A 25,073-nucleotide genomic window follows, 5' to 3' on the forward strand; every position below is an offset into this window, starting at 1 on the left:
CGGGGGCAAAGCCCCCGCGACGATCATCAGTCGAACACGATCCCTTGCGCCAGTGGCAGTTCGCGAGAGTAGTTCACGGTATTGGTCTGGCGACGCATGTAGCCTTTCCAGGCATCCGAACCAGACTCACGGCCACCGCCGGTTTCCTTCTCGCCACCGAACGCCCCGCCGATCTCCGCGCCGCTGGTGCCGATGTTGACGTTGGCGATGCCGCAGTCGCTGCCCGAAGCGCTCTGGAAACGTTCGGCCTCGCGCAGGTCGGTGGTGAAGATGCACGACGACAGGCCTTGCGGCACTTCGTTGTTCAGGCGCAGGGCCTCGTCGAAGTCGTCGTAGGCCAGCACGTAGAGAATCGGCGCAAAGGTCTCGTGGCGCACCACCTCGCTCTGGGCCGGCATCTCGGCAATGGCCGGCGACACGTAGTAGGCGTTCGGGTACTGCTCGGCGAGCTGGCGTTCGCCACCGAATACCTGCCCGCCTTCGTCGCGGGCCTTGGCCAGCGCACCCTGCATGGCATCGAACGACTGCTTGTCGATCAGCGGGCCGACCAGGTTGTCCTTGCGAGGGTCACCGATGCGCACCTTGCCGTAGGCGGCTTTGACACGGGCGACCACGTCGTCCTTGATCGAGCGGTGCACGATCAGGCGGCGCAGGGTGGTGCAGCGCTGGCCGGCGGTGCCGACGGCAGAGAACAGGATGCCGCGCACGGCCAGGTCGAGGTCGGCGCTCGGGGCCAGGATCATGGCGTTGTTGCCACCCAGCTCGAGGATGCTGCGGCCGAAACGCGCCGCTACACGCGGGCCCACTTCGCGGCCCATGCGGGTGCTGCCGGTGGCACTGACCAACGCCACGCGTGAATCGTCGACCAGGGCTTCGCCGGCGTCGCGACCACCAATCACCAGTTGCGCCACACCTGCCGGGGCGTCGCCGAAGGCTTTCAGGGCTTTGTCGAACAGCGCCTGGCACGCCAACGCAGTGAGTGGGGTCTTCTCGGACGGCTTCCACACCACGGCGTTACCCGCCACCAGCGCCAGCGCGGTGTTCCACGCCCACACCGCGACCGGGAAGTTGAAGGCGCTGATCACCCCGACCACACCCAGCGGGTGCCAGGTTTCACGCATATGGTGGCCCGGGCGCTCGGAGGCGATGGTCAGGCCGTACAGCTGGCGCGACAGGCCGACGGCGAAGTCGCAGATATCGATCATTTCCTGCACTTCACCCAGGCCTTCCTGGGTGATCTTGCCTGCTTCGATGGACACCAGCTCGCCGAGGTCGGCCTTGTGCTCGCGCAGCACTTCGCCGAACAGGCGCACCAGCTCGCCACGGCGAGGGGCCGGCACGCTGCGCCAGGCTTCGAAGGCCTGTTGCGCCTGGTCGATGCGGGCAACCGTGTCGGCCTTGCCGAGCAGCTTCACCGAGGCGATCTGGCTGCCGTCGATGGGGGTATGGACAGGGTAATCGCCCTGGGTGTGAGCCGCAGCGGCAACGCCAAGGCGCTCGAGCAATCCAGCAACCATCGTGCTTCTCCTTACATCGGGTGAAGGGGTTGAAAATATCGTGGGTCAGTATTAATCCGATTACTCGGGTGCAACAAACGACCTTTATTCCGCATATCATTCCACCAGGTAATGATTTCAGCCGCCGAGACCGCTTATGTCCAAACGCCTGGTACCGTCCATGACCGCCCTGCAGTGCTTCGAGGCCGCAGCCCGTCACCTGAGCTTCACCCGCGCCGCCGAGGAACTACACCTGACGCAGAGCGCGGTAAGCAAGCAAGTGGCGCAGCTCGAGGAAATGCTGCGCCATCACCTGTTCCTGCGCATCCGCCGCCGCCTGCAACTGACGCCGGCCGGCAGCCTGTACCTGGCCGAAGTGAACAAGATCCTCACCCAGGTGGACATGTCCAGCCGCTATGTCCTGAGCTACGGCTCGCAGACCGAAGTGTTGAAGGTAGCCACTCAACCGAGTTTCGGCGTGCGCTGGCTGATCCCGCACCTCAAGGGCTTCGGCAAGCGCCACCCGAACCTGCACCTGGACATCCGCAACGAGATGGAACCGTTCGCCCTGCTGCAGGGCTCGGCCGACGTGGTGTTCTTCTATGGCCAGGGCACCTGGCCCGGGGCGACCTGCATCGAGCTGTTCGGCGAAGAAGTGGTGCCGGTGTGCGCGCCGGAGCTGTTGCAAGGGCGCACGCTGCCTGACGCCGGCGCGGTGGCGGAGCTGGTGCTGCTGCAGAGCACCTCGCGACCGCAGGCGTGGCACGAATGGTTCCTGGAGCAGGGGCTGCATACCGACAACAGCTACCATGGGCCGCGCTTCGACACCTTCTACATGGCCTTGAGCGCGGCGCAGGCCGGATGCGGGGTGGCGTTGGTGCCCAGTTACCTGGTGGCCAAAGAGCTGGCTGAGGGCAGCTTGGTGCTGGCCTGGGACTATGCGATGAAAAGCAATGGCGCGCATTACCTGGCGTATGCCGAGCATGCGGCGGAGGTGCCAAAGGTGCGGGCGTTGGTGGAGTGGGTTGCCGAGCAGATCCAGCGGCGCCACCACTGACGCCGTCGTGAGAGCAGGCTTGCGCCGCGATAGGGGCGTCAAGATCGATAAGAAAAGGAATGAAACCCGCACTTTTTTTCGCTTGTACGGCATCTCCATTCCCAGCTTTCATGTAAGTGTCCTCCACTCACCCAGGAAGCTTGCGATGCCCGCCCATGATTTCGTCAGCCCCGACAGCATCCGTGCGCAGTTCTCTGCCGCCATGTCGCTCATGTACAAGCAGGAAGTTCCCCTGTACGGCACGCTGCTTGAACTGGTGAGCGAAACCAACCGGCAGGTCATGGCTGCGCAACCCAAGGTGGCCGAGGCCTTACGCTGGACCGGCGAGATCGAACGTCTCGACCAGGAGCGCCATGGCGCCATCCGCGTGGGCACCGCCGAGGAGCTCGCCACCATCGCCCGCCTGTTCGCGGTCATGGGCATGGCGCCGGTCGGCTATTACGACCTGAGCTCGGCCGGCGTACCGGTGCACTCCACTGCGTTCCGTGCCGTGCACGAACAGTCGCTGCATGTCAGCCCGTTCCGCGTGTTCACTTCGCTGCTGCGCCTGGAACTGATCGACAACCCGCAACTGCGCACACTGGCCCAGGGCATTCTCGACAAGCGGCAGATCTTCACCGCCCGTGTGCTGGAACTGATCGCCCAATGCGAACGCGATGGTGGCCTGAACGCGAGCGATGCCGAGACCTTCGTCCAGGAAGCGCTGCACACCTTCCGCTGGCACCAGGACGCCACCGTTACCGCCGACCAGTACCAGCAACTGCACGACCAGCACCGCCTGATCGCTGACGTGGTGGCGTTCAAAGGCCCCCACATCAACCACCTGACCCCGCGCACCCTGGACATCGACGCCATCCAGCTCGGCATGCCAGCCAAGGGCATTCCACCCAAGGCCGTGGTCGAAGGGCCACCCACCCGCCGCCAGCCGATCCTGCTACGCCAGACCAGCTTCAAGGCGCTACAGGAAAAGGTCGCTTTCAGCGATGCCCAGGGCAGTCACACGGCGCGCTTCGGCGAGATCGAACAACGCGGCGCAGCGCTGACGCCCAAGGGGCGCCAGCTGTACGACCGCCTGCTGGACGCGACCCGCGCGGCCCTGGGAGGCGTGTCCGCCGAGGCCAATGCCGAACGCTACATGAGCCTGCTCGCCGAGCATTTCGCCGAGTTTCCGGACGACCTGGGGCAGATGCGCGAACAAGGGCTGGCCTACTTCCGCTATTTCGCTACCGACAAGGGGCTGGCGGCACGCGGGCAGCCCGGCCGCCCCACTACCTTGCAAGGGCTGATCGACGCCGGGCATGTGCATTACGAGGCGCTGGTGTACGAGGACTTCCTGCCGGTGAGTGCGGCGGGGATCTTCCAGTCCAACCTGGGGGATGATGGCCAGGTCGACTATGGCAGCAATGCCAATCGGGATGCCTTCGAGGCAGCGCTGGGGCTGATGGTGCAGGACGAACTGGCGTTGTATGCCCAGAGCGAGCGCCGCTCATTGCAAGCGTGTGCGCAGGCGTTGGGGCTGTCGGCCCTGTAAACGTCATCGCGGGCAAGCCCGCTCCCACAGGGTCGGTGGGAGCGGGCTTGCCCCGCGAAAGTTTTAGCGGCCCACTCGGAACCGATCCACTTCCTGGCGCAACTGCCCCGCCAGTCCTTCCAGCTCGCGGGCCGTCATGGCCAGTTCATTGGCCACATCGCGCTGTTCGCTGTTGGCCTGGGCGATGCTCTGCAGGTTGCGGCTGAGCACCGTCGCGGTGCTGCTCTGCTCCTGGGTCGCGGTGCTGATCACGGCGAACTGCTCGCCCGCCACCCGGCTCTGCTCATCGATGCGCGCCAGGGCTTCGGCCACCTTGTCGTTGCGCGCCAGGCCTTCCTGCATCAGCTGGTTGCCCTGCTCCAGCGTGCTGATGGCATGGCCGGTCTGCTGCTGGATGCTGGCGATCATGCCCGAGATCTCGTCGGTGGCCTGGCGGGTGCGCGCGGCCAGGCCGCGGACCTCATCGGCGACCACGGCGAAACCACGGCCCTGCTCGCCAGCCCGAGCCGCTTCGATGGCGGCATTGAGCGCCAGCAGGTTGGTCTGCTCGGCAATCGAGGTGATCACGCCGACAATGCCGCCGATCTCCTGCGAGCGAGCGCCCAAGGTGTCCATCACACTGGCAGTACCGCCCAATGCCTCGGCGATCTGCCGCAGGGAAACCGAGGCTTCGTCCATGGCGCTGCGACCGATACGGGTCTGCTGCGCGTTATCGCGGGCCATGCGCTCGGTCCCGGCCATGTTGTCGGCAATGTTCATCGAGGTGGCACTGAACTCCTCCACCGCACCGGCCATGCTGGTGATCTCGCCGGACTGCTGGTCCATGCCCTCGCAGGCCCCGGACGACAAGCCCGACAGCGAGCGGGCGCGGCCACTGACCTGGTCGGAGGCGGCACGGATATGCTCGACCATGGTCGCCAGGGCATCGCCCATCTGGTTGAAGCTGCGGGCGAGCTGGCCGATCTCGTCATGGCTGGTGACGCTCAGGCGGGCATTCAAGTCGCCAGCGCCGAGGGCTTCGGCCTGGCGCACCAGGTCGCCCAGCGGGCGCAGTTTGCGGCGCAGCAGCCAGAGGGTGGCGGCCACGGCCAGCAGCATCGCCAGTACGCTGCCGATGGCCAGGCGCAGGCCGACGCTCCAGGTCACTTCGCGGATCTCGCCCTCGGGCATGCTTGCCACCACGGTCCACGGCCCCTCGACGAACGGCTCGGTGACGCTGAACAAAGGCTCGCCGGCACCGGCCCAGAACTGCCCTGCCCCCGGTTTGATCGCCTTGACCGCCTGGGCCGCCGCCTCGCCGTCGCGCACCTCGGCCGGCGGCACCAGCCACTTGCCCTGCTCGTCCAGCAACGCCAGCGAACCGGTCTGGCCGATGCGGAAGCGCTTGAGGTTGGCGAACTGGGCGTTCTGCGCGTCGGTGTAGTCGAAGCCCACAAACAGCACTGCGATCACCCGGCCACCGCTATCGCGCACCGGCACATAGCGGGTCATGTAGTTGCGCTCGAACAGCACGGCGCGGCCGACGTAGGTCTGCCCGGCTATCAGTTTCGGATAGGCCGGGTGCTGGCGGTCGAGCTGGGTGCCGATGGCGCGGCTGCCGTCCTGCTTGGTCAGGCTGGTGCTGATGCGCACGAAGTCGTCACCGCTGCGCACGAACAGGGTCGCAACACCGGCCGTCATCTGCTGGAACTCGTCGACCTGGTGGAAATCGTTGTTCAACAGGTGGTCACCCAGGTACAGCGCAGGCGTCGCGGCACCTGCGACGTTGACCGTTTCCCCCGCGTGCAGCGCCAGTCCGCTGGCGAACCGCCGCTCGAACAGGCCGCTCAGGCGCTGGGTATTGTCCTTTAGCGAACCGTGGAAGGTATCGAGCTGATCGGCCAGCAGCCGCGCCTCGCTGGCCAGGTGCGCTTGGCGCGTGGTGAGGTTGGCGTCGTCCAGCGAACGCAGGGCGAACAGGGTGCTACCGGTGATCACCAGCGCCAGCACGATGGCGAGGGCAATCCCGAGCTGCGAGGCGATTCGGGCACGCGGTTGAGACATGGCAAGGCTCCTGGCAAGAGGCCGGGATCGTCCTGATCACGCTGACCGCCCGCTGCATATCGACGGGGAATCGCGTCCTCTTCCGGGACGCTGGTGCAAGTTGATCGGCGTCTGTAGGAAATACTTGAGTGCGGGACCGGGATATTCGCAAACGTTTTCTTGCCGTGGCCTCAGAGAGGTTGTCAGCCCTGTGCCGACAGGATTTGCACAGCCGGCAAATCCATCGCCGCCGCCTCCTCCTGCAAAAACACACTGAGCCGGCGCAACCGCTCCCCGCCCGGCCGGGTCCGTGGCCACACCAGGTAGTAGTCCATGCCGCTGGCTACCGCAGTCGGCCAGGGCAGGCTCAACCGCCGCTGCGCCACATCCTCGGCCACCATCAGCAGGTCGCCCATGGAGATTCCGTAGCCCCGCGCGGCGGCGATCATGCCCAGCTCCAAGGTGTCGAACACCTGCCCACCCTTGAGCGAGATCTTGTCGGTCAGGCCCATGCGCGCCAGCCAAGCCCGCCAGTCGCGCTTGTCCGGCGTGGGATGCAGCAGCTCGATACCGGCCAGGCGCCGCTCGTCCCAAGGCGCATCATCGAGCAGGTCCGGCGCACCTACCGGAATCAGCAACTCGGAGAACAACCGGCGCACTTCCCAGTCCGCCGGGAAGCTGCCATCGCTGAGCAGCACTGCACAGTCGAACGGCTCCTGGTTGAAGTCGACATGGTCGACATCCATCCAGGCACTGGTGAGTTGCACCTCATTGCCGGGCTGCAGATGGCGGAAGCGACTCAGGCGCGCCAGCAGCCAGCGCATGGTCAGGGTCGAAGGGGCCTTCATGCGCAGGAAGTCATCTTCGCCACGCAAGGTTTCGCAAGCCCGCTCCAGGGAAGCAAAACCATCACGCACACCAGGCAGCAGCATGCGCGCGGCTTCGGTCAGCTGCAGGCTGCGGCCATTGCGCACGAACAGGCGGCAGGCGAAATGCTCCTCCAGGGTGCGGATATGCCGGCTCACCGCGCTCTGGGTAATCGCCAGCTCTTCCCCGGCACGGGTGAACGAGCTCAGCCGAGCAGCGGCTTCAAATGCGCGCAACGCATAAAGCGGAGGCAGTTGGCGAATCATGGCGCACCTGTCATACGGGAGCTGGATCGGTGCCAATGATCATACAGGCATGAGTCAGACTCATGACACCGATCGCATTTATCCTTTTGTGCAAAGCTGACCGAAGCCTCAGAATCGACGGCTCGCTTCCAGAATCATCAAGAAGGACCGCCCCCATGCACGTCGCGCCCACCACCGAACTCAAGGCTTTGCTGCGCCTGGCCGGGCCGCTGATCGCCTCGCAGTTGGCGCACATGCTGATGGTGCTCACCGACACCCTGATGATGGCCCGCATCAGCCCGCAGGCCCTGGCCGGCGGTGGCCTGGGCGCGGCGAGCTACTCGTTCGTGTCGATCTTCTGCCTGGGCGTGATTGCCGCGGTCGGCACGCTGGTGGCCATCCGCAAGGGCGCCAACGACATCGAGGGCGTCACCCGCCTGGCGCAGAGTGGCCTGTGGCTGGCCTGGGGCCTGGCGCTGGTCTCGGCACTGGTGATGTGGAACCTCAAGCCGGTGCTGCTGTTGTTCGGCCAGAAGCCGGAGAACGTCGACTCGGCGATGCAGTTGCTGACCCTGCTGCCGCTTGCCCTCCCCGGTTACATGACTTTCATGGCCCTGCGCGGTTTTACCAGTGCCCTGGGCCACTCCACGCCGGTGATGGTCATCAGCCTGGTAGGCACGGTGTTCAACTACCTGTTCAACCACGCCCTGATCGAAGGCATGTTCGGCCTGCCCAAGCTGGGGCTGATGGGTATTGGCCTGGTCACGGCGGTGGTGACCCTGGGCATGGCCATCGCGCTCGCACTGTATATCCGCTGGCACAAGGCCTATGCCGCCTACCCGCTGCGCAAGGGCCTGCTGCGCCCTTCCCTGTCGGCACTGCGCGAGCTGTGGCGGCTGGGCCTGCCGATCGGCGGCACCTATATGGTCGAAGTTGGTCTGTTCGCCTTTGCCGCCCTGTGCATGGGCGTGCTCGGCAGCACGGAGCTGGCGGCGCACCAGATCGCCCTGCAGATCGTCTCCACCGCGTTCATGGTGCCGACGGGCCTTTCATATGCGGTGACCATGCGCGTCGGCCTTTATTACGGCGCCGGCAACTTGCTGGCGGCCCGTAGCGCCGGGCGCGTGGGCATTGGTTTTGGCGCATCGCTGATGTTCGCCTTCGCGGCACTGTTCTGGTTGCTGCCGGATGCCCTGGTCGGGCTGTTCATCGACCGCAACGACCCGGCCTTCGCCGCGATCTTCATGCTGGCCGTGCAATTGGTGATGGTGGCGGCGTGGTTCGAACTGTTCGATGGCGTGCAGACCATTGCCATGGGCTCGATCCGCGGCCTGAAGGACGCCAAGACCACCTTCCTGATCGGCCTGGTGTGCTACTGGCTTGTGGGTGCGCCAAGTGCCTGGCTGTTCGCCTTCACCTTCGGTGGCGGTGCACAGGGTATCTGGTGGGGGCTGGCCCTGGGTCTGGCCTGCGCAGCGGTGGCGCTGACGTTCGGCTTCGAATGGCGGATGAAGCGGCTGCTGGGCAAGGCTGAGCGTGCACGGCGGGCAGCATTGTCGGTCTGAGCCCCCCGGAGCCGCTGCGCGCGCCATCGCCGCGCGGGCGGCGCTCGATTTCACAAGCGCCGCAACTGTATCGCTGAACACTTTGAAGTCAGCATCCATCTAAAACTGTACTACTGTACTGCTATATACCTCACTTCCTGCCGATCATTTCCCTGCCAACACCACATAACCGCACCAAAAAAGTGCGCACCAGTACAGTTCCCTCAATAACCGGTGCAACAGTCGCTTTCAACAGTTAACTGGCCCATCACAATACACCTGAACTGTACCTATTGTTCTGGACGAGAGAGGAGGAAGATGGGCACCAGTTAAATCACTCCCTAATGCCGCCACAAGCGGAAGGATGACACATCATGGAACGTACCCTCAGTTCCGACCTGGTTTTCGAAAACGCCCAAGCTTCCAACGCCGCCCTGCCGCTGCGCGTCCTGTCCACCCTGGTACTGTGGCAGCGCCGCATGGCCAGCCGCCGCCAACTGGCGCGCCTGGACTCCCGCCTGCTGGCCGACGCCGGTATCAGCGAGTCGCAGCGCTACGAAGAGCTGAGCAAGCCTTTCTGGCGCTAAGCGCCGGCCGCCGGCCCAGGCCGGCACCGTGAATTCTCAAGAACCCGCCGCAGGCAACTGCGGCGGGTTTTTTGTTTTAAGCCGCGCAGTAGAGCACTTGCACAGGCAACCGCAACAGTTTTATAAAACTCAAATTCTATAGATACAGTTACGATTTGATCTGTTTTTCGCGCCCCGGCGTCAGAACCGCCGCGTGTTACGCTTGTCTTACGCGCCTGGCATATAAAGTACCGTGACGAGCCAAGCGAGCGTCCGATAACCAGAACCAACCTTGACCCTGTGCAGGAGTCCACCAACATGTCCCGTTATCACCTGATTGGCGCCGCCTTGCTGCTGTCCCTCACCGGTGCCGCCCACGCCACCAGCTTCGTCGTCACCACCGATGCCGTCGTCGGCGCCGTAGCCGCCTCGACCGATGCCACGTCCGATATCTCCTCCTCGTTCCGCGACGACAAGATCGTCAAGGCCGCCCGTGACGATGCCGCCAGCTTCGTCGGCAGCGATGGCGCCATCCGCGGCGCCAAGCTGGAAAGCGCATTCGTGCACATCCGCCAGCAGTTGCCGGCCCTGCAAGCCAGCGATGCGCAGCTGGCGCGCGCCATCCTCGCCATCTGACCTTGCCCTTGCCCCGGATTCACTGGCCCCGAGCCGTGCATCCGGGGTAGCCTTCGCAGCCCGAGACAATCGCCACTTCAAAGCCCATGCGTTACCTACTGCTTTCCTTTGTCGCCCTGGCCTGCATGAACAGCGCCCAGGCGATGGATGCCACCACCCAGAGCCTGGTCATCACGGGCTACGTCACCAGCCAGGTGACTGCCGCCCCCTTCGACCGCAAACGGATCGTCGCGGCCCGTGACGATGCCGCCGTGTTCGTCGCCAGCGACGGCCTGATCCGTGGCGCCCGCCTGGAGGCGGCGTTCGACGCCCTGCGCCAAGGCTGCGCCCGGCACTCTGTCGGTGACCGTGAACTGGCCGAGGCGATTCTCGTCCAATAACTACTACCCGCTCCCTTGTATTTCCGGAGATGCTCCATGCGTAAACCGCTGATCGCCGCCACCCTCGGCATGCTGCTGCTCGCCGACCTGGCCCACGCACAAACCCTGGTGGCCACCAGCAACATCATCGTCCGCGCCTTTGGCCGGTCGATCGACTTCACCTCCGACACCACTACCTCGATCCGCGACTCGAAAGTGGTGCGTGAAGCCCACGACGACGCCGCCAGCTTCGTCGCCAGCAATGGCGACATCCGCGGCGCGCAGCTCGAAGCCGCCTTCGACACCTTGCGCGCCCGTGTGCCCGAAGCCCGCGACGCCAGCGACCAGGTGCTGGCCGAAGCCATCCTCGCCCTGTGAAGCGCATGCGTGCCTGGCTGCTGGGCTGCGCCCTGACGCTGCTTGGCACGCCCGCCCTGGCCGATCTGCAGCTCGTGCTGCAGACCGACGGCCTTGACCCTTCGCAACGGCAAGCCAGCCAACTGCTGCTCGACGAAGCCATGGCCAAGCTGCCACCGCGCTTCAAGCAGCAACTCGACCGGCAGATCCTGGTCAGCTGGACCACACGCATGCCCGAGGATGCCTATGGCCAGGCCTCGCCGGTCGCCAGCCTGGATCTCAACCGGCGCCTGCTGCCGGGCCTCGTTGACGGCAGCGCCGCCCGCGAGAAGACCAACCGCCCCCATGGCACGGTCCGCGAAGAACTGCTCGCCACCGTGCTCCACGAGCTGACCCACATCTATGACCGCGCCCGCCTATGGCCGGAGGCTGAGCGCCAGCTGATCAGCCGCTGCAAGCGCCAGCAGGGCGCGCTTGGCAAAGTCGGCCTGCCGCAGGACTGTCGCGGCCAGGCCGAACGCCGCTTCACCTTGAGCGACGACCCGCGCCTGCTGGACCTGGCCGGCTGGCCGCAGTACGTCGGCCGGCGCGGCGAGCGCGAGCAGCACAACGGCCAGCTGGTGCGCAGCCCGGACCCCTACGAGCTGAGCAGCCCGAAGGAATTCGTCGCGGTCAACATGGAGTACTTCCTCCTCGATCCCAGCTACGGCTGCCGCCGGCCGGCACTGAACCAGTACCTGCGCGACCACTTTGCCTGGGCGCCGCAACAAGATGTCTGCGCCAAGGGCCTGCCGTTCCTCAACGCCGGCAACGACTTTGCCCGCCAACCCTTGGGCGAGATCGACCCGGAGCGGGTCTACGAGGTCGACTACCTGCTGGCAGAAGCCAACCAGAACTGGGTCAGCCGCTGGGGCCACAGCATGCTGCGCCTGGTGATCTGCGCCCCGGGCCGCCCACGCGGGCCGGCCTGTCGCCTGGACCTCGACCAGAGCCTGGTGCTGTCATACCGCGCCTTCGTCAATGATGTGCAGCTGTCCAGCTGGGACGGCCTGGTCGGCGCCTACCCGTCGCGGCTGTTCGTGCTGCCGTTGGGACAGGTGATCGACGAGTACACCAAGACCGAGCTGCGCAGCCTGGTCTCGGTGCCGCTCAAGCTCAGCCGCACCGAGATCGAGAACCTGGTGCGCCAGGCCGCCGAGATGCACTGGAGCTACGACGGCAACTACTACTTCCTGTCCAACAACTGCGCGGTGGAGTCGCTCAAGCTGCTGCGCAGCGGCACCGGCAATCCACGCCTGAATGACCTGGACAGCATCATGCCCAACGGCCTGCTCGAGGTCATGAAGGGCAGGGGGCTGGCCAATACCAGCGTGCTCGACGATCCACGCGAAGCCCTGCGCCTGGGCTATCGCTTCGACTCTTACCGCGACCGCTACCAGGCGATGTTCGAGGTGTTGCGCAAGCAGCTGCCAATCAAACAGACGACGGTGGAAGACTGGTTGGCGCTGGACGCCGAGCAGCGCCGCCAGTGGTTCGAGCGCGCCGACCTGCGCACCAGCGCGGCCTTGCTGCTGCTCGAACAGGCCGGGCTGCGGCGCCAGCTGCTGCTGGCCCAGGATGAGGTCAAGCAACGCTACCTGAACGGGCGGGCACTCAAGGACGGCAGTTTCGACAAGGCCAACGAGACCTTGCAGGCGATGCTGGCCAACAGCGGCTTCCTCAGCCGCCCGGCGGAGCTGCTCGGGGCAGGGGGCTACGGCCTGCCGCAGCCGGAAGAGCGCAAGCAACTGGAACAGGTGAGCAGCGAGCGCCAGGCGCAGCTGCTGCGCCTGAGCACCGACCTCGACCAGCAGGTCAGGGCGCTGCTGGGGCCCGAGCGGGGCAGGGAAATCAAGGCGGTGGAGGCCAATATCAAGCAGGTGGGCGAGCACCTGCGGGCGTTGCCCCGGGGGGCGGGGGGGTCGCCGCGGCCCATGAACCCGCCCGGACCGCCTCTCCCGCCGCCACGCCGGCCCCCACTGGTATCGCAAAACCCTGTGGGAGCCGGCTTGCCGGCGATAGGGCCAGAAGAGGCAGCACAATGCCCTACAGGTTTTCCTCGTCTTCCTCCGGCAACCCCTGATCCACCCGCAACCATGGCAACCGGCTCCCCACCCAGATATGCCGATTGGCCGGCACCCGCTCCGGGTGATCCAGCGTCGCCACGGTCACATCGATCGAATCCGGGCTATGGGCCGTCACCAGCGCCACGTGCGCCCCACAACTGCCACAGAAATAACGGCTACAGGTTTCCGGCGCCATGTAGCGCTGCGGTGAGCCCGCCAACCACTGGAAAGCCTCGAAGGGCAGGGTGACCCAGGTCACCAGAGTGCCCCCGCTGACCCGCCGGCAGATCGAGCAATGGCAATGGGCGACATCGCCCAGGGCGCCCGACAAGCGATAACGCAGGGCACCGCAATGGCACCCGCCTTCCACGACATCCACCATCGAAATGACCTCCCGTCGCCTTGCACCGGGCGAAAGCTGGCTGAAAGCTTGCCCACATAGGATAGCGCCACCACCGGCAGCAGACCGGTCAGCCAGGGCACCCGGAAACTTCCACGCCCGGCCCAATCAACAACAACAATGGTGATTCTGATGTTTTCCTGTGCCCGCCTTTTCGCAGTCCCCCTCCGCCTGCTCCTCGCGCAGCGCCTGACGCGCTGATCCGCCCGAATCGTCCTTCCTTTCGCCGCGCCACGCCTGGAGTACCGCCATGCTGACCTTCCTCGGCTTCGCCATGGTCATCACCTTCATGTACCTGATCATGACCAAGCGCCTGTCGGCCTTGATCGCGCTGATCCTGGTACCGATCCTGTTCGCCCTGTTCGGCGGCTTCTACAGCGACATCGGCCCGATGATGCTGCAGGGCATCAGCAAGCTCGCGCCCACTGGCGTGATGCTGATGTTCGCCATTCTCTACTTCGCCTTGATGATCGACTCCGGCCTGTTCGACCCAGCCGTGCGCAAGATCCTCAAGCTGGTCAAGGGCGACCCGCTGAAAGTTTCGGTCGGCACCGCGGTGCTGGCCCTGGTGGTGTCCCTGGACGGTGACGGCGCCACCACCTACATGATCTGCTGCGCCGCCATGCTGCCGATGTACAGCCGCCTGGGGATGAGCCCGCGGATCATGGCCGGCCTGATCATCCTCGCTGGCGGGGTGATGAACATGACCCCATGGGGCGGCCCTACCGCGCGCGCCGCCAGCGCCCTGCACGTGGACCCTTCTGACATCTTCGTGCCGATGATCCCGGCCATGGCCTTCGGTGTACTGGCGATCCTCGCCATCGCCTACTGGTACGGCCTGCGCGAACGTGCCCGCCTCGGTGAACTGCACCTGCCGACCGACGACATCGACCACAGCGAAATCAGCGTGTCGCAGTTCCCGGAAGCCCGCCGGCCCAAGCTGCTGTGGTTCAACGGCGCCCTGACCGCCGCGCTGATGGTCGCGCTGATCGCCGGCGTGCTGCCCCTGCCGGTGCTGTTCATGATCGCCTTCAGCATCGCCATGATCGTCAACTACCCGTGCCTGCAGCAGCAGAAGGACCGCATCGCCGCCCACGCCTCCAGCGTGCTGGCCGTGAGCGGGCTGATCTTCGCCGCGGGCATCTTCACCGGTATTCTGTCGGGTACCGGCATGGTCGATGCCATGTCCAAGAGCCTGCTGGCGGTGATCCCGGAAGCGTTCGGCCCCTACATGGCGGTGATCACCGCACTGGTCAGCATGCCGTTCACCTTCTTCATGTCCAACGACGCCTTCTACTACGGCGTGCTGCCGGTACTCTCGGAGTTCGCCAGCCACTACGGCGTCACCCCGGTGGAAATGGCCCGCGCGTCGATCGTCGGGCAGCCGGTACACCTGCTCAGCCCGCTGGTACCCTCCACCTACCTGCTGGTGGCCCTGGCCGGCATCGAGTTCGGCGATCACCAGCGCTTCACCCTCAAGTGGGCAGTGCTGGTGTGCCTGTGCATAATGTTCGGCGCACTGGCACTGGGGACTTTCCCACTGTTCAGCAGTCTGTAATACAAGCGCCTCATCCAACCGCAAAGCGCCCGCCATCAGGGCGCTTTGCCTTTACCGCTCGAAGGAATACACATGGAATGGCTGACCAGCCCGGAAATCTGGGTTGCCTTTTTCACCCTCACCGCGCTTGAGATCGTGCTCGGGATCGACAACATCATCATGATCTCGATCCTGGTCAGCCGCATGCCCAAGCACATGCAACCGCGCACGCGGATCTTCGGCCTGGCCCTGGCCATGGTCACGCGGATCATGCTGCTGCTGTCGATCACCTGGGTCATGCGCCTGACCGACGACCTGTTCCATGTGCTGGGCGAGGGTATCTCCGGGCGCGACCTGATCCTGTTCTTCGGCGGCCTGTTCCTCCTGTGGAAAAGCTCCCAGGAGATCTACCACGGCCTGGAAGGCGAGGACGAGAACCCCGACGAGCCGAAAGGCGCGGGCGGCAAGTTCTTCTACACCATCATCCAGATCGCCATCATCGACATCGTGTTCTCGCTGGACTCGGTGATCACCGCGGTGGGCATGGTCTCCCACGTGCCGGTGATGATCGCCGCGATCATCGTCGCCGTGCTGGTGATGATGCTCTGCGCCGGCACCATCAGCGATTTCATCGACAAGCATCCGTCGCTGAAGATGCTCGCACTTTCGTTCCTGATCGTCGTCGGTACGGTGTTGATCGCCGAGTCCTTCGATGTGCATGTGCCCAAGGGCTATGTCTACTTCGCCATGGCTTTCTCGCTGGCGGTGGAGGCGATCAACATCCGCATGCGCACGGCGATGGCACGCAAGAAGGGCAAGGAACACGATCCAGTGAAACTGCGCAAGGACATCCCGGGTCAATAAACCCAGGAAGCGCGGTAGCAAAAGGGCCCTTCGGGGCCTTTTTTGTTGCCGACGATGAGGCCAGAGCATGTTTCAAATACGTTTCACCCATGCCAAGCTGGCGCCAGCCAGGCAAAACAACTAAAGCTTCAGTGAGCACTGGAAAAAACAGCCCACCCCCGGGCCAGGCTCACCGCTGCACCCATTGGCCCCGCCCAGGGGCATAGAAGAAAAGGGGGCCCGACCATGCTGACCCTGCTCAATCTGCTCTCCGCCGTGGCGTTGCTGGTGTGGGGCACCCATATCGTGCGTACCGGCATCCTGCGGGTCTATGGCTCGAACCTGCGCCGCGTGCTCGGGCAGAACATGAACAAGCGCCCGCTGGCCTTCATCGCCGGTATCCTGGTCACCGCCATGGTGCAGAGCAGCAACGCCACCGCCATGCTGGTCACCTCGTTCGTCGGCCAGGGCCTGATGGCCATGACCCCGGCCCTGGCGATCATGCTCGGCGCCGACGTCGGGACCGCGCTGATGGCGCGGGTGCTGACCTTCGACCTGTCCTGGCTGTCGCCGCTGCTGATCTTCCTCGGGGTGATCTTCTTCCTCTCGCGCAAGCAGACCCGCGCCGGCCAGCTGGGCCGCGTCGGTATCGGCCTGGGCCTGATCATCCTGGCGCTGCAGCTGATCGTCCACGCCGCCGCGCCGATCACCCACGCCCAAGGGGTGAAGGTGCTGTTCGCCTCGCTCACCGGCGATATCCTCCTCGATGCCCTGATCGGCGCGCTGTTCGCCATGATCTCCTACTCCAGTCTGGCCGCCGTGCTGCTCACCGCCACCCTGGCGGGCGCCGAGGTAATCAGCCTGCCGGTGGCCATCGGCCTGGTGATCGGCGCCAACATCGGCAGCGGCCTGCTCGCCTTCCTTACCACCAGCCTGCAGAACAGCGCCGGGCGCCGGGTGGCGCTGGGCAGCCTGTTGTACAAGGTGATCGGCCTGCTGCTGATCATCCCGGTGCTGCACCCGCTGGTGGCCTGGATGGACAGCCTGAGTTTCAGCCCGCAGGAGCTGGTGATCGGCTTCCACCTGCTCTACAACACCTTGCGCTGCCTGCTGATGCTGCCGACGGTCAACCCCATGGGCCGCCTGTGCGGCTACCTGCTGCCCGAACGCGACAACGGCAATGGCCACCACCAGCCACGCCACCTGGACCCGACCGCGTTGAACACCCCCAGCCTGGCGCTGGTCAACGCCGTGCGCGAGACCCTGCGCCTGGGCGATATCGTCGACAGCCTGCTCGAGGCCATGCTCGGCGCCCTGCGCGGTACCCAGACGGCCTTGCCGCAACAGGTTCGGGCCCTCGGGGAGGATGCCGAGGCACTGTACAACGCCATCAAGCTGTACCTGGCGCAGATGCCCCGTGAAGACCTCGCCGAACAGGAAAACCGGCGCTGGGCAGAGATCATCGAGGTGGCGATCAACCTCAAGCTGGCCAGCGACCTGATCGAGCGCATGCTGCGCAAGGTGCAGCAGCAGAAGACCTCGCAGCGCCGGGAGTTTTCCCAGGTCGGCCTGGAGGAGTTGACCGGCCTGCAGGAGCAATTGCTGGCCAACCTGCGCCTGGGCCTGTCGGTGTTCCTCAGCGCCGACCCGCAGAGCGCGCACCAGTTGCTGCGCGAGAAACGTCGCTTCCGCGCCCAGGAGCGGCGCCTGGCCCACGCCCATGTCAGCCGCCTGCAACGTAAAGTGGTGCAGAGTATCGAGACCAGTTCGCTACACTTGGAGCTCATTGCCGACATGAAGCGTTTGAACTCTTTGTTCTGCAGCAGTGCCTATGTGGTACTGGGCGGCACCGATACCGGCGGGCTGATGCTCGACAGCGTGCCGGACGAAGCCCGCCAGCCTTGAGCCACGACACCCCGGAGACCGAAGCTCGCCTATGCGTTGCCTGTTGTTCGTTTGCCTGCTGATCTGCAGCCTGCCCACGCTCGCCCTCGACCGCTCGCGGGTCGAGGGCTACCTGCTGCCCAACGGCCTGCAGGTAATCCTCAAGTCCGGCTACGAGCGTGATCATGTGTCGATCCGCCTGGTAGTGGGCGTGGGCCTGGACGACTTCGACTGTGACCAGCGCGAGCTGCCACACCTGCTCGAGCACCTGCTGTTCAGCGGTATCGACGAGACGGGCGAGGGCGGCCTGGAGGAGCGTATCCAGGCCCTGGGCGGGGAGTGGAACGCCTTTACCAGCAGCGCCGACACCACCTTCGTCATCGAGGCCCCGGCGCGCAACCAGCGCAAGGTGCTCGACCTGCTGCTGGCGGTGGTCCGCGATACCCAAATCGACGCCAAGGCGCTGGCCACCGCGAAAAAGATCATCGAGCGCGAGGACGGTGGCCATTACGGCCGCCTGCAGCGCTGGCTGGACCGCCAGGACATCGGCCACCCAGCCAGTGACCAGCTGGCTACCGAGATGGGCCTGAAATGCCCGGAACGCTCCAACCTCGACGACATGACACTGGAGCAGGTCCAGCAGTTGCGCGAGCACTGGTATGTGGCCAACAACATGTCGCTGATCGTCGTCGGCGGCCTCGACCGCCTGCTGCCGGCCTATCTGGAACGCACCTTCGGCGAGCTGCCGGCGACCGAGCCCGAAGAACGCCGCAACCTCGAAAGTATCAGCCAGCAGGCCGAGCCGCGTCGCGACCTGACCCGCGGCTGGCTGGGCGACAACGTCAAGCTGCACTGGCTGTTCATCGAGCCGACCCTGGAGGAGGGGCACGACCAGACCCTCGAGCTGCTGTCGCGCTACCTGGACTGGGCGCTGTACGACCAGTTGCGCCTGCGCCACGGGCTGTCATACGGGCCATCGGCGCAACGCGAGAGCTTTGGCGACAGCGGGCTGCTCAGCCTGAATGCCGACCTCGAGCGCCAGGACCTCGACAAGGCACTCAAGGTACTCGAGCAGTTGTTCGACCACCTGCGCAAGCATGGCCTGGACCCGGACACCTTCGCCCGCATCAAGGAGGCAGCGATTGCCCGGGAGAGCTGGACCACCCAGGGCAACGCGGCGCTCGCCGACTACTACTGGGGGGCGCTCAACGCCTACGAGGACGGGCGCTTCACCGACCCGGTGCGAGAACTTCGCCAGGTCAGCCTGAAACAGGCCGATGCGGCGCTGCGCGAGCTGCTCAAGGAGCCTGGTTACCTGCGTATCGAGAAGCCGTTGCTGGGCTATGACGAGTTGTATGGGCTGGTGGCGTTGTTGTTGGGGCTGATACTGGCGGTCGGGTTGATCCGTCGCCGTCGGCCACACACCAAGCCCAGCGGTGCTACACGGGCGCCTTGATTCGGCGGTATCCTGTAAGCCGTTCGCTAGCGCTCATCGCGGGGCAAGCCCGCTCCCACGCCGACTCTTGCGTGGGAGCGGGCTTGCCCCGCGATGAAGCTGGCACAGCCATCCACCGCTCCCTGTTGCTTGCCCCATGCCCCCAATCCCCAGCTTCATCCTGCGCATCATCGAGCTGCTCAAGCGCTACCCCGGCATCATTGCGCTCTACGGCTTCGTCTCGGGGATCGGCAGCTTCATCCTGGTCGACCGCCAGGCCGGCCTGGCCAGATGGATCGCCATTGCGATGCTGGTCAGCTGGGTCTGGCTGATGCTGGAGAACACCCTCACCGAACTGTTCGCCCGCACCTTCAAGCGCGAGATCCCACAACCGCTGCTGCGCTTCGCGACGCAGATGATTCACCAGGAAAGCCTGTTCTTCGTCCTGCCGTTCTTCTTCATCACCACCACTTGGAACAGCGGCCAGCTGGTGTTCACCGGCCTGCTCGGTGCCGCGGGGCTGATCTCGATCATCGACCCGCTGTACCACAAGTGGCTGGCGCCGCGGCGCTGGCTGTTCCTGGCGCTGCATACCCTGACGCTGTTCGCGGCCATGCTCACGGCGCTGCCGATCATCCTGCATCTGACTACCGCGCAAAGTTTCAAGCTGGCACTGATCGCCGCCATGGCGCTGTCGTTCCCGAGCCTGGCCAGCAGCTTCCCGATCAACAACTGGCGCCGAGGCGTGGCCCTGGTGCTGGTGACCCTGGCGGTGGGCGGCGGCGGCTGGCTGCTGCGCTCCTGGGTGCCGCCGGCCACGCTGTGGATGACCGACGTGGCGATCAGTACCGAAGTGCTCAACCGTCAGCCGGGCGCCTCGCTGGACGAAGTGGCCGCCAGTCGCATCCGCAGCGGTGGGTTGTACGCCTATACCGCCATCAACGCGCCGCGCGGCCTGAACGAGCGCATCTACCATGTGTGGCAGCTTGACGGCAAAGAGGTCGACCGCATCGCCCTGGACATCCACGGCGGGCGCAAGGAGGGCTACCGCGCCTGGACCCACAAGCAGAACTTCCCACCGAATCCCGTGGGCAAGTGGCAGGTGAGGGTGCTGACCGAGGACGGGCAGGTGATCGGGGTGTTGCGGTTCAGGGTGGTCGACTCCTGACAAGATCGCCGGGCAAGTCGCATCGGCGCACCGCCGCTCCCACGCCATGATTCTGGTGCGAGCGGGCTTGCCCCGTGATGGGCTATGATCTGAATCGCCGATTCACCAGTCAGATGCATGGAGCCTATGACCGCCCCGAGCGCTACCCTGGACACCCAGCAGCAGCCCACCCGCCTGCGCATCGTCGGCGACTGGACCCTGGCCCACTACGCCGAGCTCAAGCGCGAATGCGAGCGCCTGGGCAGCCAGTACGGCGATGACACCCAGGTCGACCTCAGCCAGCTGGGCCGCCTGGACACCGCCGGTGCCTCGCTGCTGGCCGAACTACTGGGCTCCGAACGCCTGTCGCGCTGCAGCGACGAACTCCCCGACGCCAGCCGGGCCTTGCTGAAGAACGTCTATTGCTCGGTGCAGGACTACTGCATCCCGGTCAAGGAACCGGAGCAGCCAGTGCTGCTGCTCCTGCTGGCGCGCATCGGCCGCGCCGTCGACCAGCTGTGGCAGGACACCACCCAGGTGCTGGGTTTCATCGGCCTGATCCTGCAGACCTTGTTCCTGCGCCTGTTCCAGCCGCATCGCTGGCGGGTCACCCCGGTGGTCGCGCACCTCGAGCAGACCGGTCTGGACGCCGCGCCCATCGTCGCCTTGCTGACCTTTCTGGTTGGCGCTGTGGTGGCCTTCCTTGGCGCTACGGTGCTGGCCGACTTCGGCGCAACGATCTTCACGGTCGACCTGGTGGCATTCTCCTTCCTGCGCGAGTTCGCCGTGCTACTGACCGCCATCCTCATGGCCGGGCGCACCGCCAGCGCGTTCACCGCGCAGATCGGCTCGATGAAGGCCAACGAAGAGATCGACGCCATCCGCACCCTGGGCCTGAACCCCATCGAGCTGCTGGTTGTGCCCCGGGTGCTTGCACTGTTGATCGCATTGCCATTGCTGACCTTCGTCGCGATGCTCTGCGGCATGATCGGCGGCGCGGTGGTCTGTGCCCTGACCCTGGACATCTCGCCTGCCATGTTCCTCTCGCTGCTGCAGAGCGACATCGGCGTGCAGCATTTTCTCGTGGGCATGGCAAAGGCGCCATTCTTTGCCTTCCTGATCGCCGCCATCGGCTGCCTGGAGGGCTTCAAGGTCAGCGGCAGCGCCGAGTCGGTGGGCGCCCACACCACCTCCGCCGTGGTGCAATCGATCTTCGTGGTCATCGTGCTGGACGCGGTGGCCGCGCTGTTCTTCATGGAGATGGGCTGGTGACTGAAGCGGTGATCGAAGCCCGGGGCCTGTGCAACCGCTTCGGCAGCCAGAGCGTGCACGAGAACCTCGACCTGGACCTGTACCGCGGTGAGATCCTCGCCGTGGTCGGCGGTTCGGGCAGCGGCAAGTCGGTGCTGCTGCGCAGCATCGTCGGCCTGCGCCGGCCCAATGAAGGCACGGTCAAGGTGTTCGGCCAGGACCTGGCCACGCTCGACGAAAACCAGCGCTCGCTGGTCGAACGCCGCTTCGGCGTGCTGTTCCAGAAGGGCGCGCTGTTCTCCTCACTGACCGTTACCGAGAATGTCGCCCTGCCGCTGATCGAGCATGCCGGGCTGTCGCGGGCCGACGCCGAGCACCTGGCCGGGGTCAAGCTGGCGTTGGCCGGGCTGCCGATCAGTGCTGCCGACAAGTACCCGGCCTCGCTGTCCGGCGGCATGATCAAGCGCGCTGCCCTGGCCCGAGCCCTGGCCCTGGACCCGGACATCCTGTTCCTCGACGAGCCCACCGCCGGCCTCGACCCGATCGGCGCCGCCGCCTTCGACCAGTTGATCCTCACCCTGCGCGACGCCCTGGGCTTGTCGGTGTTCCTCATCACCCACGACCTGGACACGCTCTACACCATTACCGACCGGGTGGCGGTGCTGTCGCAGAAGAAGGTGCTGGTAGCCGGGCCCCTGGCCGAGGTCGAGCAGACCGTTGATCCCTGGATTCACGAATATTTTCACGGCCCGCGTGGCCGGGCGGCCGAAAACGCCGCCCTGCGCGCCCGCCAGGAGCGCTGAACGATGGAAACCCGAGCTCATCATGTCCTGATCGGCCTGGTCACCGTGCTGGTGGTGGCGGGCGCCATGCTGTTCGGCCTGTGGCTGACCAAGTCCAGTGTCGACGACGCTTTCAAGGACTACGAAGTGGTGTTCAACGAGGCGGTCTCGGGCCTGTCCCGCGGCAGCCCGGTGCAGTACAACGGCATCAAGGTCGGTGATGTCAGCAGCCTGCGCCTGGACCCAAAGGACCCGCGCCGGGTCCTGGCTCGCGTGCGCCTTAGCGGCGACACGCCGGTCAAGGAGGACACCCAGGCCAAGCTGACCCTGGCGGGGGTGACCGGCAACTCGTTCATCCAGCTCAGCGGCGGCACGCCGCAAAGCCCGGAACTCAAGGGCAAGGACGGCAAGCTGCCAGTGATCGTCGCCTCGCCATCGCCAATCTCGCGCCTGCTCAACGACAGCAGCGACCTGGTGACCAACATCAACCTGCTGCTGCACAACGCCAACCAGATGTTCTCCTCGAGCAACATCGAGCGCCTCAGCAATACCTTGGCCAACCTCGAGCAGACCACCGGCGCCTTCGCCAACCAGAAGGGCGGGATTTCCGAGGCCATCGAACAGCTGGCTCAGGTCGGCAAGCAGGCCAATGCCACCCTGGCCGAGACCCAGGCCCTGATGCGCAACGCCAATGGCCTGCTCGGCACCCAGGGCAAGCAGGCCATCGGCAGCGCCGAGCAGGCCATGCAGTCGCTGGCCGAAAGCACGGCGACCATCAACAGCCTGCTGCAGGACAACCGCCAGTCCCTGGACGACGGCGCCCAGGGCCTGAACCAGATCGCCCCGGCAATCCGCGAACTGCGCGAGACCCTCAACTCGCTCAAGGGCATCTCCCGGCGCCTGGAAGCCGACCCCAGCGGCTACCTGCTGGGCCGCGACAACAACAAGGAGTTCCAGCCATGAAGCTGTCGCTGCGCCTGGCCGCACTCGTTTCCACCCTGAGCCTGGCTACGGCCTGCTCGATCCTGCCGCAGTCCGAGCCTGTGGATATCTATCGCCTGCCGGTGAGCCAGACCGCCCGCAGTGCCGCGCCGCTGGACTGGTCGCTGCGCCTGAACAAGCCACTGGCCAGCGAAGCCCTGGCCGGGCCGCGTATCGCGGTCATTCCCCAGGGGGATGTGATCAGCAGCTACAAGGGCGCCCGCTGGAGCGATCCGACGCCGATGCTGGTGCGCAATCGCCTGCTCGACGGCTTCCAGCGCGATGGCCGAGTGCAGCGCCTGAGTGCCGACGACAGCAACCTGCAGGCGGACTACGAGCTGGGTGGCGAACTGCAAGCGTTCCAGAGCGAGTACCGCCCGGGCGGGGCAGTGGAGGTGGTGATCCGCTACGATGCACGGCTGGTGCAGGGCCGCAGCCAGCGCATTCTCGCCAGTAAACGCTTCGAGGTACGCCAGCCGCTAGGCAGCCAGCAAGTGCCGGCAGTGGTCGCCGGCTTCGGTACAGCCAGCGACCAGCTGGCGCGCCAGGTGATCGACTGGACTGTCAGCCAGGCTCAGGCGAAGAACCAGTAGCAGACGAAGATCGCCGCGATCACCCCGGACAACTCGGCCAGCAGCGCGCAACCCACCGCGTGGCGCACGCGCTGGATACCCACCGCGCCAAAGTACACCGCCAGCACGTAGAAGGTGGTTTCGGTGCTGCCCTGGACGGTCGCCGCCACCAGCGCCGGGAAGCTGTCCACGCCCTGAGTCTGCATGGTCTCGATCAGCATCGCCCGCGCCGCACTGCCGGAGAACGGCTTGACCAGCGCCGTGGGCAGGCCCTCGACGAAGCGCGTATCCAGGCCCATCCAGGTCACCGCGTGGCGAATGCCGTCCAGGGCCAGCTCCAGGGCGCCCGAAGCGCGCAGCACGCCCACGGCCACCAGCATCGCCACCAGGTAGGGCAACAGCCCCTTGGCCACGTCGAAACCCTCCTTGGCACCCTCGACAAAAGCCTCGTACACCTGCACCCGGCGCAACGCGCCGATCACCAGGAACAGGATGATCACGCCGAACAGCGTCAGGTTGCCCAGGATCGAGGACAGGCTGGCCAGCGCGGCCGCTGACAACGTGCCAAGGAAGGCCATGAAGCCACCCAGCAACAGCGCGCCGGGGATCAGGTAGGCAAGCACCACCGGGTCCCACAGGCGCAGGCGTTGCATCACCGCCACCGACAGCAGGCCGACCAGGGTCGAGCAACTGGTGGCCAGCAGGATCGGCAGGAACACCATGGTCGGGTCAGGCGCGCCTTGCTGGGCGCGGTACATGAAGATGGTCACCGGCAGCAGGGTCAGTGACGAGGCATTGAGTACCAGGAACAGGATCTGCGCGTTGCTCGCCGTGGTGCTGCTGGGGTTGAGCTCCTGCAGCGAACGCATGGCTTTCAGGCCGATGGGCGTGGCGGCGTTGTCCAAGCCCAGGCCGTTGGCGGCGAAGTTCATGGTGATCAGGCCCAAGGCAGGGTGACCCGGCGGCACCTCCGGCATCAGCCGGGCGAACAGCGGCCCGAGGACCTTGGCCAGCCATTCGACGATACCGGCCTTCTCGGCGATCTTGAGAAAACCCAGCCACAGGGTCAGGGTGCCGAACAGCAGGACCATCACCTCTACCGAGAGCTTGGCCATGGCGAAGATGCTCTCGACCATCGCGGCGAAGATGCCGGCATTGCCGCCCACCAGCCATTGGCCCAGGGCGCTGATGGCCGCAATCAGGAAAAAGCCGAGCCAGAGGCCGTTGAGCATCCGTGTGTTCCCCCGTGAAAAATGCCCGAATGATAGCGCAATCAACGTACGCGCTGTTGGGGGGGCTCCCCACCCAACCGCCGGCACGCCGGCCCCCATCGGTTTTTGCCATCCCGGTGTGGGCGCGGGTTTGCCGGCGATGGGGCCAGTGTGGGTAACACGGCCGCGGTCAACTTTCAGACAGCAAAAAGCCCCGACAAGTCGGGGCTCTTCGTTCAGCTCAG

At 65.5% G+C, this 25,073-nt stretch carries 21 protein-coding genes and 2 pseudogenes; 17 read left to right on the plus strand and 6 right to left on the minus strand.

The features are described 5' to 3' along the window. Nucleotides 1-26: 26 nt before the first annotated feature. The gene (amaB, locus tag ACVWY1_RS02415) at nt 27-1,517 is read right to left on the minus strand and encodes an L-piperidine-6-carboxylate dehydrogenase (RefSeq protein WP_277502351.1); all 1,491 of its coding nucleotides are present in this window, start codon (nt 1,515-1,517) and stop codon (nt 27-29) included. Nucleotides 1,518-1,653: 136 nt separating this feature from the next. Between amaB and ACVWY1_RS02420 the strand changes: the two genes are divergently transcribed. Next, entirely contained in the window at nt 1,654-2,553 is a 900-nt protein-coding gene (locus tag ACVWY1_RS02420; RefSeq protein WP_277502352.1) for a LysR family transcriptional regulator, read from the plus strand. A gap of 145 nt (nt 2,554-2,698) precedes the next feature. Continuing rightward, the gene (gene hglS / locus ACVWY1_RS02425; RefSeq protein ID WP_277502353.1) at nt 2,699-4,084 is read left to right on the plus strand and encodes a 2-oxoadipate dioxygenase/decarboxylase HglS; all 1,386 of its coding nucleotides are present in this window, start codon (nt 2,699-2,701) and stop codon (nt 4,082-4,084) included. Between the two features lie 63 nt (nt 4,085-4,147). Here hglS and ACVWY1_RS02430 read toward each other — a convergent pair whose 3' ends face one another. The 3 genes and pseudogenes from ACVWY1_RS02430 to ACVWY1_RS02440 all read right to left on the minus strand — a co-directional run bounded on the left by ACVWY1_RS02430 (nt 4,148) and on the right by ACVWY1_RS02440 (nt 7,239). After that, nucleotides 4,148-5,017: a methyl-accepting chemotaxis protein gene (locus ACVWY1_RS02430; RefSeq protein WP_372241264.1), complete on the minus strand. Its 870-nt coding sequence runs from the start codon at nt 5,015-5,017 to the stop codon at nt 4,148-4,150. After that, nucleotides 5,015-6,127: pseudogene (locus ACVWY1_RS02435) on the minus strand (Cache 3/Cache 2 fusion domain-containing protein); the annotation flags it as partial. The gene ACVWY1_RS02430 and the pseudogene ACVWY1_RS02435, both read right to left, overlap by 3 nt. A gap of 182 nt (nt 6,128-6,309) precedes the next feature. Continuing rightward, nucleotides 6,310-7,239, minus strand: coding sequence for a LysR substrate-binding domain-containing protein (locus ACVWY1_RS02440; RefSeq protein ID WP_457377745.1), 930 nt, complete (start codon nt 7,237-7,239; stop codon nt 6,310-6,312). 155 nt (nt 7,240-7,394) lie between these two features. On the opposite strand from ACVWY1_RS02440, the gene ACVWY1_RS02445 reads away from it, so the two are divergent. From ACVWY1_RS02445 to ACVWY1_RS02470, 6 genes and pseudogenes are all read left to right on the plus strand, one after another. Continuing rightward, entirely contained in the window at nt 7,395-8,783 is a 1,389-nt protein-coding gene (locus ACVWY1_RS02445) for a NorM family multidrug efflux MATE transporter (RefSeq protein ID WP_214500751.1), read from the plus strand. Between the two features lie 353 nt (nt 8,784-9,136). Beyond that, nucleotides 9,137-9,349 carry a DUF1127 domain-containing protein gene (locus ACVWY1_RS02450; RefSeq protein ID WP_011531561.1) on the plus strand — a complete coding sequence of 71 codons (213 nt, stop codon included), beginning with the start codon at nt 9,137-9,139 and terminating at the stop codon, nt 9,347-9,349. A 297-nt stretch (nt 9,350-9,646) separates the two neighbouring features. Further along, a complete protein-coding gene (locus ACVWY1_RS02455) occupies nt 9,647-9,964 on the plus strand; it encodes a DUF2388 domain-containing protein (protein ID WP_102683036.1) in 318 nt (105 codons plus the stop codon). A gap of 86 nt (nt 9,965-10,050) precedes the next feature. Further along, complete coding sequence (locus ACVWY1_RS02460; RefSeq protein ID WP_110697006.1) at nt 10,051-10,344, plus strand: DUF2388 domain-containing protein; 294 nt, start codon at nt 10,051-10,053, stop codon at nt 10,342-10,344. Between the two features lie 36 nt (nt 10,345-10,380). After that, nucleotides 10,381-10,701, plus strand: coding sequence for a DUF2388 domain-containing protein (locus ACVWY1_RS02465; protein ID WP_214500753.1), 321 nt, complete (start codon nt 10,381-10,383; stop codon nt 10,699-10,701). Then, nucleotides 10,698-12,653 (plus strand): annotated as a pseudogene (locus ACVWY1_RS02470) (DUF7844 domain-containing protein); the annotation flags it as partial. The gene ACVWY1_RS02465 and the pseudogene ACVWY1_RS02470, both read left to right, overlap by 4 nt. 112 nt (nt 12,654-12,765) lie before the next feature. Here ACVWY1_RS02470 and ACVWY1_RS02475 read toward each other — a convergent pair. Then, nucleotides 12,766-13,167 carry a GFA family protein gene (locus ACVWY1_RS02475; protein WP_277502359.1) on the minus strand — a complete coding sequence of 134 codons (402 nt, stop codon included), beginning with the start codon at nt 13,165-13,167 and terminating at the stop codon, nt 12,766-12,768. A gap of 268 nt (nt 13,168-13,435) precedes the next feature. Here ACVWY1_RS02475 and ACVWY1_RS02480 point away from each other — a divergent pair, with 268 nt between their 5' ends. The 9 genes from ACVWY1_RS02480 (at nt 13,436) to ACVWY1_RS02520 (ending at nt 23,638) form a co-directional block, all read left to right on the plus strand. Continuing rightward, nucleotides 13,436-14,743, plus strand: coding sequence for a CitMHS family transporter (locus tag ACVWY1_RS02480; protein ID WP_046853643.1), 1,308 nt, complete (start codon nt 13,436-13,438; stop codon nt 14,741-14,743). A gap of 72 nt (nt 14,744-14,815) precedes the next feature. Next, complete coding sequence (locus ACVWY1_RS02485) at nt 14,816-15,586, plus strand: TerC family protein (RefSeq protein WP_023629725.1); 771 nt, start codon at nt 14,816-14,818, stop codon at nt 15,584-15,586. A gap of 225 nt (nt 15,587-15,811) precedes the next feature. Continuing rightward, on the plus strand, nt 15,812-17,470 hold the full coding sequence (locus ACVWY1_RS02490; RefSeq protein ID WP_277502360.1) for a Na/Pi cotransporter family protein: 1,659 nt from the start codon (nt 15,812-15,814) through the stop codon (nt 17,468-17,470). 31 nt (nt 17,471-17,501) lie between these two features. After that, entirely contained in the window at nt 17,502-18,905 is a 1,404-nt protein-coding gene (locus tag ACVWY1_RS02495; protein ID WP_277502361.1) for a M16 family metallopeptidase, read from the plus strand. Between the two features lie 136 nt (nt 18,906-19,041). Continuing rightward, the gene (locus ACVWY1_RS02500; RefSeq protein WP_277502362.1) at nt 19,042-20,052 is read left to right on the plus strand and encodes a DUF5924 family protein; all 1,011 of its coding nucleotides are present in this window, start codon (nt 19,042-19,044) and stop codon (nt 20,050-20,052) included. A gap of 117 nt (nt 20,053-20,169) precedes the next feature. Next, entirely contained in the window at nt 20,170-21,303 is a 1,134-nt protein-coding gene (locus tag ACVWY1_RS02505) for an ABC transporter permease (RefSeq protein ID WP_367857553.1), read from the plus strand. Further along, nucleotides 21,300-22,085 (plus strand): ABC transporter ATP-binding protein, encoded by a 786-nt coding sequence (locus tag ACVWY1_RS02510; protein ID WP_431196986.1) that lies wholly within the window; start codon nt 21,300-21,302, stop codon nt 22,083-22,085. The genes ACVWY1_RS02505 and ACVWY1_RS02510 overlap by 4 nt, the downstream gene beginning before the upstream one ends. A gap of 3 nt (nt 22,086-22,088) precedes the next feature. After that, nucleotides 22,089-23,027 (plus strand): MlaD family protein, encoded by a 939-nt coding sequence (locus tag ACVWY1_RS02515; protein ID WP_046853636.1) that lies wholly within the window; start codon nt 22,089-22,091, stop codon nt 23,025-23,027. Next, nucleotides 23,024-23,638: an ABC-type transport auxiliary lipoprotein family protein gene (locus ACVWY1_RS02520; RefSeq protein ID WP_102683026.1), complete on the plus strand. Its 615-nt coding sequence runs from the start codon at nt 23,024-23,026 to the stop codon at nt 23,636-23,638. The genes ACVWY1_RS02515 and ACVWY1_RS02520 overlap by 4 nt, the downstream gene beginning before the upstream one ends. On the opposite strand, the gene ACVWY1_RS02525 is transcribed toward ACVWY1_RS02520, so the two are convergent. Then, nucleotides 23,620-24,849: a nucleoside recognition domain-containing protein gene (locus tag ACVWY1_RS02525; protein WP_110696991.1), complete on the minus strand. Its 1,230-nt coding sequence runs from the start codon at nt 24,847-24,849 to the stop codon at nt 23,620-23,622. The two genes, ACVWY1_RS02520 and ACVWY1_RS02525, sit on opposite strands and share 19 nt — an antisense overlap. Nucleotides 24,850-25,073: the final 224 nt, after the last annotated feature.

The organism is Pseudomonas sp. TE6288 (genome assembly GCF_054062095.1).

Bases quoted from the DNA above. Each gene is read 5' to 3' on its own strand.
- ACVWY1_RS02460 (WP_110697006.1), top strand. From the start codon at position 10,051: ATGCGTTACCTACTGCTTTCCTTTGTCGCCCTGGCCTGCATGAACAGC.
- ACVWY1_RS02445 (WP_214500751.1), top strand. From the start codon at position 7,395: ATGCACGTCGCGCCCACCACCGAACTCAAGGCTTTGCTGCGCCTGGCC.
- ACVWY1_RS02440 (WP_457377745.1), bottom strand. From the start codon at position 7,239: ATGATTCGCCAACTGCCTCCGCTTTATGCGTTGCGCGCATTTGAAGCC.
- ACVWY1_RS02430 (WP_372241264.1), bottom strand. From the start codon at position 5,017: ATGGGCGATGCCCTGGCGACCATGGTCGAGCATATCCGTGCCGCCTCC.
- ACVWY1_RS02485 (WP_023629725.1), top strand. From the start codon at position 14,816: ATGGAATGGCTGACCAGCCCGGAAATCTGGGTTGCCTTTTTCACCCTC.
- ACVWY1_RS02455 (WP_102683036.1), top strand. From the start codon at position 9,647: ATGTCCCGTTATCACCTGATTGGCGCCGCCTTGCTGCTGTCCCTCACC.
- ACVWY1_RS02500 (WP_277502362.1), top strand. From the start codon at position 19,042: ATGCCCCCAATCCCCAGCTTCATCCTGCGCATCATCGAGCTGCTCAAG.
- ACVWY1_RS02505 (WP_367857553.1), top strand. From the start codon at position 20,170: ATGGAGCCTATGACCGCCCCGAGCGCTACCCTGGACACCCAGCAGCAG.
- ACVWY1_RS02515 (WP_046853636.1), top strand. From the start codon at position 22,089: ATGGAAACCCGAGCTCATCATGTCCTGATCGGCCTGGTCACCGTGCTG.
- amaB (WP_277502351.1), bottom strand. From the start codon at position 1,517: ATGGTTGCTGGATTGCTCGAGCGCCTTGGCGTTGCCGCTGCGGCTCAC.
- ACVWY1_RS02480 (WP_046853643.1), top strand. From the start codon at position 13,436: ATGCTGACCTTCCTCGGCTTCGCCATGGTCATCACCTTCATGTACCTG.
- hglS (WP_277502353.1), top strand. From the start codon at position 2,699: ATGCCCGCCCATGATTTCGTCAGCCCCGACAGCATCCGTGCGCAGTTC.
- ACVWY1_RS02475 (WP_277502359.1), bottom strand. From the start codon at position 13,167: ATGGTGGATGTCGTGGAAGGCGGGTGCCATTGCGGTGCCCTGCGTTAT.
- ACVWY1_RS02495 (WP_277502361.1), top strand. From the start codon at position 17,502: ATGCGTTGCCTGTTGTTCGTTTGCCTGCTGATCTGCAGCCTGCCCACG.
- ACVWY1_RS02465 (WP_214500753.1), top strand. From the start codon at position 10,381: ATGCGTAAACCGCTGATCGCCGCCACCCTCGGCATGCTGCTGCTCGCC.
- ACVWY1_RS02450 (WP_011531561.1), top strand. From the start codon at position 9,137: ATGGAACGTACCCTCAGTTCCGACCTGGTTTTCGAAAACGCCCAAGCT.
- ACVWY1_RS02490 (WP_277502360.1), top strand. From the start codon at position 15,812: ATGCTGACCCTGCTCAATCTGCTCTCCGCCGTGGCGTTGCTGGTGTGG.
- ACVWY1_RS02525 (WP_110696991.1), bottom strand. From the start codon at position 24,849: ATGCTCAACGGCCTCTGGCTCGGCTTTTTCCTGATTGCGGCCATCAGC.
- ACVWY1_RS02520 (WP_102683026.1), top strand. From the start codon at position 23,024: ATGAAGCTGTCGCTGCGCCTGGCCGCACTCGTTTCCACCCTGAGCCTG.
- ACVWY1_RS02420 (WP_277502352.1), top strand. From the start codon at position 1,654: ATGTCCAAACGCCTGGTACCGTCCATGACCGCCCTGCAGTGCTTCGAG.